Annotated in this window: 10 protein-coding genes and 1 riboswitch; of the genes, 7 read left to right on the forward strand and 3 right to left on the reverse strand. The window is 67.9% G+C overall.

Annotated features, from left to right (window positions below):
• Nucleotides 1–38 precede the first annotated feature (38 nt).
• On the reverse strand, nucleotides 39–1,358 hold the full coding sequence (locus QM634_RS02475; protein ID WP_415041188.1) for a bifunctional o-acetylhomoserine/o-acetylserine sulfhydrylase: 1,320 nt from the start codon (nucleotides 1,356–1,358) through the stop codon (nucleotides 39–41).
• 58 nt (nucleotides 1,359–1,416) lie between these two features.
• Nucleotides 1,417–1,531, reverse strand: a riboswitch (SAM riboswitch).
• Nucleotides 1,532–1,778: 247 nt separating this feature from the next.
• On the opposite strand from QM634_RS02475, the gene QM634_RS02480 reads away from it, so the two are divergent.
• From QM634_RS02480 to QM634_RS02500, 5 genes are all read left to right on the forward strand, one after another.
• Nucleotides 1,779–3,869 (forward strand): cutinase family protein, encoded by a 2,091-nt coding sequence (locus QM634_RS02480; RefSeq protein WP_415041189.1) that lies wholly within the window; start codon nucleotides 1,779–1,781, stop codon nucleotides 3,867–3,869.
• Between the two features lie 111 nt (nucleotides 3,870–3,980).
• Nucleotides 3,981–5,882, forward strand: coding sequence for a cutinase family protein (locus QM634_RS02485; protein ID WP_415041190.1), 1,902 nt, complete (start codon nucleotides 3,981–3,983; stop codon nucleotides 5,880–5,882).
• Between the two features lie 209 nt (nucleotides 5,883–6,091).
• Complete coding sequence (locus QM634_RS02490; RefSeq protein ID WP_415041191.1) at nucleotides 6,092–7,312, forward strand: NADP-dependent isocitrate dehydrogenase; 1,221 nt, start codon at nucleotides 6,092–6,094, stop codon at nucleotides 7,310–7,312.
• Nucleotides 7,312–7,671 (forward strand): hypothetical protein, encoded by a 360-nt coding sequence (locus tag QM634_RS02495; RefSeq protein WP_415041192.1) that lies wholly within the window; start codon nucleotides 7,312–7,314, stop codon nucleotides 7,669–7,671. The genes QM634_RS02490 and QM634_RS02495 overlap by 1 nt, the downstream gene beginning before the upstream one ends.
• 25 nt (nucleotides 7,672–7,696) lie before the next feature.
• Complete coding sequence (locus QM634_RS02500; RefSeq protein WP_415041193.1) at nucleotides 7,697–8,554, forward strand: exodeoxyribonuclease III; 858 nt, start codon at nucleotides 7,697–7,699, stop codon at nucleotides 8,552–8,554.
• 5 nt (nucleotides 8,555–8,559) lie between these two features.
• On the opposite strand, the gene QM634_RS02505 is transcribed toward QM634_RS02500, so the two are convergent.
• Nucleotides 8,560–9,249 carry a pyridoxal 5'-phosphate synthase gene (locus tag QM634_RS02505; RefSeq protein WP_415041194.1) on the reverse strand — a complete coding sequence of 230 codons (690 nt, stop codon included), beginning with the start codon at nucleotides 9,247–9,249 and terminating at the stop codon, nucleotides 8,560–8,562.
• 31 nt (nucleotides 9,250–9,280) lie between these two features.
• Between QM634_RS02505 and trpS the strand changes: the two genes are divergently transcribed.
• The gene (gene trpS, locus QM634_RS02510) at nucleotides 9,281–10,312 is read left to right on the forward strand and encodes a tryptophan--tRNA ligase (protein ID WP_415041195.1); all 1,032 of its coding nucleotides are present in this window, start codon (nucleotides 9,281–9,283) and stop codon (nucleotides 10,310–10,312) included.
• A gap of 12 nt (nucleotides 10,313–10,324) precedes the next feature.
• Complete coding sequence (locus tag QM634_RS02515; RefSeq protein WP_415041196.1) at nucleotides 10,325–11,383, forward strand: YihY/virulence factor BrkB family protein; 1,059 nt, start codon at nucleotides 10,325–10,327, stop codon at nucleotides 11,381–11,383.
• On the opposite strand, the gene QM634_RS02520 is transcribed toward QM634_RS02515, so the two are convergent.
• Nucleotides 11,279–12,736 carry a serine hydrolase gene (locus QM634_RS02520; protein ID WP_415041197.1) on the reverse strand — a complete coding sequence of 486 codons (1,458 nt, stop codon included), beginning with the start codon at nucleotides 12,734–12,736 and terminating at the stop codon, nucleotides 11,279–11,281. The two genes, QM634_RS02515 and QM634_RS02520, sit on opposite strands and share 105 nt — an antisense overlap.
• Between the last annotated feature and the right edge of the window lie 20 nt (nucleotides 12,737–12,756).

Below are 12,756 nucleotides of genomic sequence, written 5' to 3' on the forward strand. Positions count from 1 at the left end.
GCAGGATGGTCACTTCGGCCTCGCTGATCGCTGGTGCCTTATCCCTTGGCGGCGGCGAAGCCCTGCTCGAGGTCGGCGAGGATGTCGTCGATGCCCTCGATGCCCACCGAGAGGCGGACCAGGCCCGGCGTGACGCCGGCCGAGAGCTGCTCCTCGCCGTTGAGCTGGCTGTGCGTGGTCGATGCCGGGTGGATGACCAGCGAGCGGACGTCGCCGATGTTGGCCACATGGCTGTGCAGGGTCAGCGCGTCGACGAACTTCTTGCCCGCCTCGACGCCGCCGGCGAGCTCGAAGCTCAGGACCGAGCCGGTGCCCTTGGGCAGCAGCTTGGTGGCCAGCGCCTTGTACGGCGACGAGTCCAGGTCGGCGTAGTAGACCTTCTCGACCTGCGGGTGCTTCTCGAGGAAGGCCGCGACCTTCTTGGCGTTCTCGACGTGGCGCTCGACCCGCAGGCTCAGGGTCTCGATGCCCTGGGCGGTGAGGAAGGCGTTGAACGGCGAGATGGCTGCGCCGGTGTCGCGCAGCAGCTGCACGCGCGCCTTGAGCGCGTAGGCCGGGGCACCGAGGTCGATGAACTTGACCCCGCCGTAGCTCGGGTCCGGCTCGGTGAAGCCGGGGAACAGGTCCTTGCCGTCGCGCTGCGACGACCAGTCGAAGGTGCCACCGTCGATGATCACGCCGCCGATGGTGGTGCCGTGGCCGCCGATCCACTTGGTGGTGGAGTGCACGACGATGTCGGCGCCGTGCTTGAGCGGGTTGAGCAGGTACGGCGTCGCGACGGTGTTGTCGACGATCAGCGGCACACCGTTGCGGTGGGCCACCTCGGAGACGGCCGGAATGTCGAGGATCTCGATCTTCGGGTTGGAGATCGTCTCACCGAAGAAGGCCTTGGTGTTGGGCTTCACGGCGGCCTGCCACGACTCCGGGTCGTCCGGGTTCTCGACGAAGGTCGTCTCGATGCCGAACTTGGGGAGCGTGTAGTGCAGCAGGTTGTAGGTGCCGCCGTACAGGCGCGGGCTGGCGACGACGTGGCCGCCGGCCTCGACGATGTTCTGGATCGCGTAGGTCTCCGCGGCCTGGCCCGAGGCCAGCAGCAGAGCGGCGACGCCGCCCTCGAGCGCGGCCAGCCGCTGCTCGACGACGTCCTGCGTCGGGTTCATGATCCGGGTGTAGATGTTGCCCGGCTCGGCGAGCCCGAAGAGGTTGGCCGCGTGCGTCGTGTCGTTGAAGACGTACGACGTGGTCTGGTAGATCGGCAGCGCCCGTGCGTTCGTGGCGGTGTCGACGCCCTGACCAGCGTGGACCTGCTTCGTCTCGAAGCTCCAGGCGGCAGTGGGGTCGTCGGGGGTTTGCGACATGGTTCTGATTCACCTTTCGGTCGGTGCGGGGGTTGCCCGTCCCAGGGTCCGACCGTCGGACCCGCGCTTGTCGTGCGGGTCATCCGCACGACCAGGTCATCACCCGGAGCACCCCACCGCGGTTGGAGGGTTGCCGGTCAGCAAGCCGGGGCTTGGCGCTGACGCTCTGAACCTGCCACAAGGATATAACACCGCGCGAAGTGCTCTCGACGGGTCTGGAATCAGGGTGGGCCGAAACAGGAAGTTCACAGAGATTTTGTGAACTGACCCGCCAGTAAGATTTACGTGTTATCCATGTCACAGTGTTTTACACTGGCAAAGCCGAGTTGCAGCACCGTGCGTGATCAGATTCCACAGCGCACGACTTCTGCGACGAGGTGCATGTCTTCAGGGAGACCCACCATTTCAGGAGGCGTTGGCATGGCAGCCCAAACCATCGACGACGACCAGCAAGACCAATCAACCGCACCCACGTGGACCGCGGTGAAACGTGTCACGGCCCTCGGTGCGATAGCCGGTGCCTTGGCGCTCATTGCCTCGTTCTTGAGTCCACCGACGGGTGCGTGGGCGGACTGTAGTCCGGTGACGATCCTCGTGCCGGGTACGAATGACCCGCAAGGGAACATTATTCACTTCTACAAGGACGACACCGGTCGAGAGCAGCGGACCGTGCACTACCCGACGACCCTCTGGCCCGCTGGAAACATCGGCTACGACCGCGACGCCCAGCTCGGCTACGACGCAACCGTGGCAAAGGTCAAGCAGGCGCAGTCAGAGTGCCAGAAGGGCAATCGTGACATCAGGATCGTCGGCTACAGCCAGGGTGCGCGAGTCGCCGGCGACGTCCTCTCGGACATCGGCAACGGAAGGGTCGACGGCGTCACTGACAAGGGTGTGAGCGGCGTGCTGTTCTCGGACCCCCGCCAGGAAGGTATCGCGGGCTACGCGGGACGAGGCATTGAGCTCAGCTTCCTAGGGGTCATTCCCGGCCTGACGATGAACGGTTCACGCAAGGGCGGCTTCGGCACGCTGGACAACAAGGTTCAGACGATGTGCAGCCAGGGCGACGGTATTTGCTACCTCGCCGATCCCTTGAAGGACCCGTTGGGTGCCATTGATTCGTTGGTGGGTTACTTCGTCAAGCACGGTGACTACCCGATCAACGGCTGGCTGGAAGCTCCAAGTAAGTGGGGCGGGATCAACGGCCTCGACTGCAAGCAGGCGGCCAATGCCGGTGGCCAGGTCTGCATGGTGCGCGGGCAGTCGTCGATCGGCCGGTTGATCAGCAATGCCATTCCGGGGGCGCCTGATGTCTACGGGATGATCGCCTCGGTGGTGAACCTGAACTGGTTGGCACCCGGGGTTGGGATCAACTCGCTGCAGCCGGTCCTTGATCTGGTCTACAGCTTCTTGCCTCCGTTGCCGTATATCACGCAGCACGCGGGCGGCTTCCTTCCCGATGCCATGCTGATCGGCGAGATGTCCGGACCGAACGCCGCTGATGCATGGGCGCGATTCGGTCTCGCCTTCGCGTCGATGGCGCTCACGCCGGTGAATGGGGCAATCTACTGGGCCAACCGAGTCGGTTCGCTGGTTGGCGTGCCCACGCTCATTCCGGAGTATGCGTTCGGTGTGCCATTCGGCAAGGCCGTCTGGGACTTGAGCGTGATCCCCGGTGACCGAGTCGCCTATCCGGGCACGGTTCCGTTCGGGCCGATCCTGCCGGGGCTTGATCGGTGGTTCAACAAGTACATCGGTGATCCGCTGGGCGGTCTGACCAACAGTCTGGGTCTCTCCGCGAAGCAAGCGGCCGCTCAAACGCAGGCGGCCGCGTCCCTGCCCACCACGGCCCAGCTTGCGGCGGCTGTGGAGGAGGTGCAGGCGAAGCCTGCCTATCAGTTCGCGGCCGTGAACCAGGAGCAGGTGGCTGCGGTCGAATCCGGTGATGAGTCGGTGACTCCGGTCCAGCTGAACGCGCGTACCGCCAAGATCGATGCGGATGCGCCTGCGGCCCAGACGCCGATCGAGAGGTCGCCGTCGGCGACGACCCCGGTCGATGCGAAGCCGTCTGTGCCCACCGTGCAGCCCCAGCCCGCCGACACGGGAGCGCAGCTCCGCACCGCTCCGTCGCAGCCGACCGTGGAGCCGGTGAAGCCGACGACGGTCGCGCCTGTTCCGACGCAGCCGATCACCCCGGCACCGACGGCTCCCGAGCCGGCCCCGCAACCGACCGCGCCCGTCGCACCGCCGGTGGTCGAGGCGCCGTCGCCGGAGCCTCAGGTGACCCAGCCGGTCCAACCGCCGGTGACTCAGCAGGTTCAACCGCCGGTGACTCAGCAGGTTCAACCGCCGGTGACCCAGCAGGTCCAGCCGGCCGTGCCGGCGGCTCCCGCTGCACCGGCTCCGGCGGTGCCGAAGGTGGCGCCGATGGCTCCGAGTGGTGGGTTCACCCCGAGTGTCGGGGGAGCGGCCACCGGCGGTGGAACCGCCGGCGGTGGCGCAGCCGGGTAGCGCCGGTCCCGTCGATGTGAGACCGGTCATATCGGTCGGTTAAGCTGTGCTCGTTCTATGCAGAGTGCAGCTCGCCCGAACGGGTCTGCCGGACCGCGGGAGGGCGCTCACATGGCGCAGACGATTGATCAGCCGGTGCCGACCACCACGTGGTCGACGGTGAAGCGTGCAACCGCGCTCAGCGCGATCGCCGGTTCGGTCGCCCTCGTGGCGGCGTTCCTCAGCCCGCCGACGGGCGCGCACGCCTGCTCCGACAGTGGAGCCCTCATCGTCGTGCCGGGCAACAACGACGTCGACTACGCCACCGGCGGCGGTTTGATGCGCGACGTCATCGACAACGCCGGGGACAAGGACGTCATCGTCGTCGGATATCCGACGACGATCTGGCCCGCCGGTGCCGTCGGCCACAACAAGAACGTCGACATGGGGCGCAATGCGACCATGCAGGCGGTCACCGAATACCAGGACAAGTGCGGCGGCAAGCCGATCGAGATCGCCGGGTACTCGCAGGGGGCGCGCGTGGCGGGCGACGTGTTGTCCGATATCGGCAACGGCCGCTACGAGGGTTACGACCTCACGGACGAGCAGATCGACCGGTTGGAAGAGACCAAGGAAAGCGACATCAAAGGCACCCTGTACGCCGATTCGCGCCAGAACCGCGTCGTCGACTACGCGGGTCGCGGCTTTGAGCAGGCGTTCCTCGGAGTCATCCCCGGCGGAACGGTGACGGGTCCGCGTGAGAACGGCTTCGGCGATCTCAGCGGCAACGTGACGTCGCTGTGCAGCCAGGGCGACCCGATCTGCTCGATGACCGACCCGGTGAAGGACCCCCTGGGTGCGGTCGACGCGCTGCTCGGCTACTTCGTCAAGCACTCCGACTACGTGAGCGAGGGCTGGATGAAGCTGGACCGGAGTGAATCCGGGTGGTCGGCGATCAACGACGGCAAGACCACGTGCAGCGAGGCATCCGGCAACGGCGGAACCGTGTGTGTCGTCGAGCAGCCGTCGTCGATCACCCGACTCGTCCGGGCGAACGCGGTGGCGATCCTCGGGATGTCCGACGCGGACGCGGCGAAGATCCCCGACGTGTACGGCAAGGTGCACGAGGTCCTCAATCTCAACAACGTGCTCCCGAATGTGAGTATCGCGAGCCTGCAGCCGGTGGTCAACCTGGCGTTCAGTGCGCTGCCGCAGCTGCCGTACGTCACCTACAACGCCGGCGGCTACCTGCCCGACGCGCTGACCGCTCTCCAGTTGGTGACCGGCATCGGCTCGGCCCTCGGCGGCGACACCGGGCCCGTCGTCGACGCGGCGAAGGCCATCGGCCTCAGCGCGGCGAGCATGCTGCTGATCCCCGTGAACGGCACGATCTTCTGGGGCAACAAGCTCAGCCAGCTCGTCGCCGGAGCAGATGTCTTCCCGCAGAACGACTTCACCCAGACCGTGTGGAAGCTGGGTCGGATCCCCGCGGAAACCTCCGGTGTCCCCGCGACCATCTGGCCGACGCCGTGGCCCCCGGCGACCGGCAGCGGCAATCGCACAGCGGCGTCGGTCAGCGCGCCCGCCACGGTCGACTTCACGACCGTCCTGAGCAAGGCGCAGACCTCAGGGGTCTACCGGGCGGCGCAGAAGGCGACCTCGCCATCGCCCACCGGCCCGGTGACCGCGCAGCAGAAGGCGACGCCGAATCTCCCCGACGCACCGAGTGCGCCGCAGCGCGACCAGTGGTTCCCGAAGCGCGACTCCGGACCGAGGTTCACCCCGCCGACCCGCACGTTCACGCCGCCGTCGCCGACCCACACCGCTCCGGCCGTGCCCACGCAGACGCCGCCGGCCGACCAGCAGCCGCCGTCGACGCAGGGGCAAACGCCCAGCTGGCGCGGCGGAACCCTTCCGTGGCACCGGGATGGCGAGCAGGGTGGCGACCGCCCGTCGTGGCGGTCGGGACAGCCGTCGGGCGGCAACCAGCCGACCGTCGGCGCGACCCCCGGAACCGCCGGCGCCGGGCAGTGACTCAGGCAACAAACCGCCCGGGTAGACTCTCAAACAGTACGCGCGTTATGTTTCGCCAGCGCGCGGCACGGCACACGCGCGTACTAGGTTTGACCTACTAGGTTTTTACCTAACGCAGGCCGCCGTCGTGCAACCCACGGGCCGGCCTGCCGCCAGACGCAGTCGCAGACACAACCTGCGCATCCGATGCCGAGGAGGGCACCAGCCATATGGGCAAGATCAAGGTCGAAGGCACCGTCGTAGAGCTCGACGGCGACGAGATGACTCGAATCATCTGGCAGTTCATCAAAGAGAAGCTGATCCACCCGTACCTCGACGTCAACCTCGACTACTACGACCTCGGCATCGAGTACCGCGACGAGACCGACGACCAGGTCACCATCGATGCGGCCCACGCCATCCAGAAGCACGGCGTCGGCGTGAAGTGCGCGACCATCACCCCCGATGAGGCCCGCGTCGAGGAGTTCGGCCTCAAGAAGATGTGGCGCTCGCCCAACGGCACCATCCGCAACATCCTCGGCGGCACGATCTTCCGCTCGCCGATCATCATCTCCAACGTCCCGCGCCTGGTCCCCGGTTGGACCAAGCCGGTCGTCATCGGCCGCCACGCCTTCGGCGACCAGTACCGCGCCACGGACTTCAAGGTCCCCGGCGCCGGCACGGTGACCATCACCTACACGCCCGACGACGGCTCCGAGCCCATCGAGCACGAGATCGTCAAGATCCCCGAAGAGGGCGGCGTCGTGATGGGCATGTACAACTTCAACAAGTCCATCGAGGACTTCGCGCGCGCCTCCTTCAACTACGGCCTGCAGCGCAACTACCCGGTCTACCTGTCGACGAAGAACACCATCCTCAAGGCCTACGACGGTGCCTTCAAGGACATCTTCCAGGACATCTTCGACAAGGAGTTCAAGAGCCAGTTCGACGCGGCGGGCCTGCACTACGAGCACCGCCTCATCGACGACATGGTGGCCTCCTGCCTCAAGTGGGAGGGCGGCTACGTCTGGGCCTGTAAGAACTACGACGGCGACGTCCAGTCCGACACCGTCGCGCAGGGTTACGGCTCGCTGGGTCTGATGACCTCGGTGCTGCTCACCCCGGACGGCAAGACCTGTGAGGCCGAGGCCGCACACGGCACCGTGACCCGTCACTACCGCCAGCACCAGCAGGGCAAGCCGACCTCCACGAACCCGATCGCGTCGATCTTCGCGTGGACCCGCGGCCTCGACCACCGCGGCAAGCTCGACAACACCCCCGAGGTGCGCGAGTTCGCCGAGACCCTCGAGGACGTCGTCATCAAGACCGTCGAGTCGGGGAAGATGACCAAGGACCTCGCCCTGCTCGTCGGCGGCGACCAGCCGTATCAGACGACCGAAGAGTTCCTGGCCACCCTCGACGAGAACCTGCAGAAGGCTCGGAAGGCCTGATGCGCCGGATCGTCGGCCTCCTCGTCGCGGCGACCGCCACGGTCGCCGTCGCCGGCTGCAGCGTGCAGGGCACGCCGCACGCCGACCCGAGGGCGACCGTGGTCGACGATGCGAGTGGCTACTCGGGCGGATCGTCGGAGGCACTGCCCCCGCCGCCCGCGGACTACAAGACGATGACGTGCACGACCTACCGGGCCCAGCCCGATCCCGTGCAGCAGTCGGTCGTGCACGCGATCCTCGGTCCGGACAAGAAGAACTACATCCTGATCTCGACGCTCGTCGACATCATGTGCCTGCGCCAGCCCAACGCCGCCGTCGTCGACGTCCTCAGCTCGATTCGACCTGATTTCATCCGCTGATCGCGCCGACGATAGCGTGACTGTCGTGAGCTCTTTCTCGGTGACGACCGTCAACGTCAACGGCATCCGCGCGGCGGTCAAGGAGCGGTCCCCCGAGAACCTCGGACTGCTCCCGTGGCTGTCCTCGCTGGACTCGGAAGCCGTTGCGCTGCAAGAGATCCGGGCCACCCGCGAACAAGCCGAAGAGGCACTGGCGCCCGCTCTGGACGACGGCTGGCACCTGAGCATGAGCGAGTCGACGGTCAAGGGCCACGCCGGCGTCGGCGTCCTGAGCCGCACCGCGCCCACGACGGTGCGCGTCGGCATCGGCAGCGACGAGTTCGACACCCTCGGCCGCTACCTGGAGGTCGACCTGCCGTCGGCCCTCGGCGAGATCACCGTCGCCAGCCTCTACCTGCCCAAGGGGGCCGTCGACCCGGCGCACACGTCGACCGCCACCGAGACCGACGAACGCAAGTTCGCCGAGAAGAAGCGCTTCCTGGCCGAGTTCGGCGATCACCTCGGCACGAGGATCGCCGAGGGCCGGCACACCATCGTCGGCGGCGACTGGAACATCGCGCCCGCCGAGAACGATCTGAAGGCCTTCAAGACCAATCGTCGTAGCCCCGGCTTCCTGCCGCACGAGCGGGAGTGGGTCGCCGACCTGTTCGCCGCCGGGTGGGTCGACGTCATGCGCCGACTGACCGGCGACGTGCCGGGTCCGTACACGTGGTGGTCGTGGCGCGGGAAGTCCTTCGACAACGACGCCGGCTGGCGTATCGACTACCACCTGGTGACGCCCGACCTCGCCGGTCGTGCGAGCAAGTCGTACGTCCACCGACCCGAGGCCTACAACCTGCGCTGGTCCGACCACAGCGCGGTCACCACCGTCTTCGACCTCTGATCATCTCAGGGCCACAGGCGTTCGCGGGTCCAGCCGTCGTCGCCGCGGCGGTAGCGCAGGCGGGTGTGCCGCCGCTGCGGGTCGCCCTCCCAGAATTCGACGCTGTCGGGCGCCAGGGCATAGGAGACCCACTCGACCGGGACCAGCTCGTCGTCGGCCGCCATGCGGCGCCGGCTCTCGGCGAGGGCCGTGTCGATCTCGGTCGGGTCCACCAGCGGCTCACTCTGGCGGAGGGTGAGCGCCATCTCGCGCGAGCCGGTCGGCCGCGCGAGGAAGTCCGCCGCGCCGGCGGCGGCACCCTCGTCGACGGCTGTTCCGACGACCCGGATCTGGCGCACGAGGGCGGGCCAGTAGAAGGTCAGCGCGGCGCGGGGATCGGCGGCCAGGTCACCGCCCTTCGGGCTGCGGGCGTTGACGGCGAAATGCCAGCCCGCCGCGTCGACGGCTTTCACGATCAACATGCGGGAGCTCGGCCCACCGTCCGGGCCGATCGTCGACAGTGTCATGGCGTGGGGTTCGGGCACCCCCGCGGCCACCGCGGCGGACAACCACTCGGCGAACAGGTCGACCGGATCGCCGGGCGCGCGGTCGGGGTCGAAGCCGGGAGGCGTGCCGCGCAGGACCGGCAGCGAGCGCAGAAGGGACCGTCCGCCGTCCTCGCGCCACGACTGCGCACTGACCTCTCCCGCGACCATGGCGACAGCTTACGTCTGAGAGACTGGGGATATGAGCAACAACCAGCCCGCCCGCCGCGCGCGGGTGCTGTCGGGCATCCAGCCCACCAGCGACTCCTTCCACCTCGGCAACTACCTCGGTGCGGTCCGGCAGTGGGTCGCGTTGCAGGACGAATTCGACGAGGCCTTCTACTTCATCCCGGACATGCACGCGATCACCGTGCCGCACGACCCGGAGAAGCTGCGCGAGCGGACGCGCCGCGGCGTCGCCCAGCTCCTCGCGCTGGGCGTCGACCCGGCCAAGTCGACGATTTACGTGCAGTCGCACATCCCCGAGGTCGCGCAGCTGACGTGGGTGCTCTCGTGCCTCACCGGCTTCGGCGAGGCCAGCCGGATGACGCAGTTCAAGGACAAGTCGGCGCGGCAGGGCACCGAGGCAGCCGGCGTCGGCCTGTTCACCTACCCGATCCTCATGGCCGCCGACATCCTGGCCTTTCAGGTCGACGCCGTGCCGGTCGGGGAGGACCAGCGCCAGCACCTGGAGCTGACCCGCGACCTGGCGAACCGGTTCAACTCGCGCTTCGGTGAGACGTTCACCGTCCCCGACCCGTACATCGTCAAAGAGTTCGCCAAGATCTACGACCTGCAGAACCCCACGGCGAAGATGAGCAAGTCGGCCGAGTCGGACTCCGGTCTGATCAACCTGCTCGACGAGCCGAAGAAGTCGGCGAAGAAGATTCGCTCGGCGGTCACCGACAGCGACTCCGTCGTGGCCTTCGACCGCGAGAACAAGCCGGGCGTCTCCAACCTGCTCACCATCCAGGCGGCGCTCACCGGGCGCTCGATCGACGACCTCGTCGCCTCCTACGAGGGCAAGCAGTACGGGCACCTCAAGGTCGACACCGCCGAGGTCCTCACCGACTTCGTCACGCCGCTGCGCGGGAAGGTCGAGGAGCTGCTCGACGATCCCGCGCATCTCGACTCGATCCTCGCCGCCGGTGCCGCCAAGGCCCGCGCCGTGGCCGCGCCGACGCTGACCGACGTGTACGACAAGGTCGGCTTCCTCGCGCCGGTGTCGGGCTAGTCGGACCGCGCCATGCCGTCCCTGCCGCCGCCGCTGGCCTCGGCCTGGAGTGCCGTCACCGCCACCGTCGGTGCGGTGATCGACTGGATCACCGGGACCTGGTCGGCGCTGCTGGAGCGCTTCGGCCTGCTCGACCGCGTCGTGGCGACGATGAAGCGCCACGACCAGCACTACGGCGGCGCCTTCGCCGCGGCCATGAGCTTCCGCACGGTGATGGCACTTGTCCCCGTGCTGATGGTCGCGTTCGCGATCGCCGGTTTCGTGTTGAGCCGCCAGCCCGAGATGCTCGCCGACTTCCGCCAGTCGATCGCCGACGCTATGCCCGGCGGGCTGGGCGAAACACTGTCCGATGCCATGGATTCGGCCATCCGGTCCCGCTCGACGGTCGGCTCGGTCGGTCTGGTGATCGCCGCATGGACCGGCATCAACTGGATGTCGGGCGCACGGGAGGCGATGACCGCGATCTGGGGCGGCCGGGTGGACCGCAACCCGTTCCTGTCCAAGCTCTACGACCTCGGGCAGGTGACGCTGCTGGGGCTGTGGTTCGTCGTCACGCTGGTGTTCAGCGCGGCGGGGTCCAAGACGCTCGCCGACCGCGTGCTCGTGTGGCTCAACCTGGACTGGTTCCCGTGGGTGTTGACGCTCGTGCAGTGGACCGCGCCACTCGTGTCGATCCTCATCACCTGGCCCCTGCTGACGGTCGTGCTGGCCAAGGTGCCGCTGGTGAACATCCCGCTGCGCAACGCGTGGAAGGCCGGGCTGATCGCGGCGATCGCGATGGAGGTCCTCAAGTCCGTGGCGGGCATGATCATCGCGGCGACCAGTCGCGGTCCGGCAGGAGCCGCCTTCGGTTCGATCATCACCGTGATGATGTTCATCAACGTCGTCGCGCGCATCATCTTCTACACGACGGCGTGGTGCGCCACCGACCCGGTCAACGCCGGGTATCTCCTCGACGAGGAGCGGTCAGCGCTTGAGGACGCGCCAGCCGAAGAAGCCGGCGGCGCCGACGAGGACCGCCGCGATCAGGCCGATGACGAGGCCGTTTCCGAACAGGCCCGACGAGTCTGACGAGTTCTGCGCGGGACCGGCCACCGGACTCGGATCGGTCGTCGGTGACGGGGTCGTCGTCTTCTCGCCGTCGGTGGCGTTCAGCGTGCCGACGGAGGCGCCCGCCGGAGCGGCGCCGCCCCACTTGACCAGGTTGACGGTCTGGGTGGAGTACGGCGAATCCAGGTAGGAGAGCCCGTACATCTGCACGACCAGCACGTCGCGGTCACCGGACTTCGCGGCGCCCACGTAGGTCTTGAGCGCGTCGTCGGTGTAGCCGGTCTTGCCGCCGATGGTTCCGGGGAAGCGTTCCAGCAGAAGCGGGTTCGACGTGAACATGTCGTAGGCGGGATGGTCCGGGTCGTCGGGGATCTCCGGGCGCGGCGGGTAGCCGGGGAAGTGGTACTGCCGCGTGCCGATCAGCTCGCGGAACGTGTCGTTCTTCATCGCCGCGCGGAAGATGACCGCCAGGTCGTACGGCGAGGTCGACATGCCCGGTGCGTCCAGGCCCGACGGCGACGCGGCGCGGGTGTCGAGGGCGCCGAGCTTCTTGGCCTTGTCGTTCATCTTCTTCAGCGTCTCGTCGACGCCGCCCAGCTGTCGGGCGATGACCATGGCGCAGTCGTTGCCCGAGGAGAGGATCAACCCGGTGAACATGTCCCGGTTCGTGTACTTGCCGCGCGGACCGGTGCCGCAGGAGTCGCCCTCCTGCTCGTACTCGGACTTCTCGACGGTGACCGGGGTGTCGAGCTTGAGCTCGTCGAGCCCGACCAGTGCCAGGAGCACCTTGATCGTCGACGCCGGTCGATAACGGCCGTGCGGATCCTTGGCGGCCAGGACCTCGCCGGAGTTGAGGTCGGCCACCAGCCAGGCCGCCGAGGTCAGCTTCGACGGGATCGGCCCCATGCCGTCGGCGACGACGGTGCCGCACGTGCCCAGACGCGGTCCACCGACCGGCGGCACCTGCACCGGCAGCGGCTTGGGTGCCGTTTCGCCCGGCTTGGGGACCTCGGAGGTGTCGATCGCGGGCGGCGTCGACGACTTGAACGGACAGTCGTCGGTGGCCGGCGTCGTCACCGGGGCCGGGCCGTTGGTCGGTGCCGTGAGCGGGTCGATCGCGCCCGGTGCCGGGACGGCCGACGAGGAGCCGTATTCCGCGGAGTCGCCGTAGGACGAGCTCGAGGTCGGGCTGGCGGGGGTCGATGACGAGCCGCTCGACGGGCCTGCCGACGGGCGGCCCGAGGACGGTTCACCGGCGGCGCCCCCGGCGCCGAGCAGCATGCTCCCCGAGACCAGAGCCCCGGTCGCCAGCAAGACGGAGGTGCGGGCAAGTCCGATCGGCCGGCCGGCAGCCGTGCCCCCCTTGAGAATCACGGGCTCACCCTAGCAAGCCA

The organism is Gordonia sp. (in: high G+C Gram-positive bacteria), from assembly GCF_047606305.1.
Taxonomy (GTDB): Bacteria; Actinomycetota; Actinomycetes; order Mycobacteriales; family Mycobacteriaceae; genus Gordonia.

Excerpts from the sequence above, each read along its gene's own strand:
- QM634_RS02475 (WP_415041188.1), bottom strand. The coding sequence starts at position 1,358 with ATGTCGCAAACCCCCGACGACCCCACTGCCGCCTGGAGCTTCGAGACG.
- QM634_RS02480 (WP_415041189.1), top strand. The coding sequence starts at position 1,779 with ATGGCAGCCCAAACCATCGACGACGACCAGCAAGACCAATCAACCGCA.
- QM634_RS02485 (WP_415041190.1), top strand. The coding sequence starts at position 3,981 with ATGGCGCAGACGATTGATCAGCCGGTGCCGACCACCACGTGGTCGACG.
- QM634_RS02490 (WP_415041191.1), top strand. The coding sequence starts at position 6,092 with ATGGGCAAGATCAAGGTCGAAGGCACCGTCGTAGAGCTCGACGGCGAC.
- QM634_RS02495 (WP_415041192.1), top strand. The coding sequence starts at position 7,312 with ATGCGCCGGATCGTCGGCCTCCTCGTCGCGGCGACCGCCACGGTCGCC.
- QM634_RS02505 (WP_415041194.1), bottom strand. The coding sequence starts at position 9,249 with ATGGTCGCGGGAGAGGTCAGTGCGCAGTCGTGGCGCGAGGACGGCGGA.
- trpS (WP_415041195.1), top strand. The coding sequence starts at position 9,281 with ATGAGCAACAACCAGCCCGCCCGCCGCGCGCGGGTGCTGTCGGGCATC.
- QM634_RS02515 (WP_415041196.1), top strand. The coding sequence starts at position 10,325 with ATGCCGTCCCTGCCGCCGCCGCTGGCCTCGGCCTGGAGTGCCGTCACC.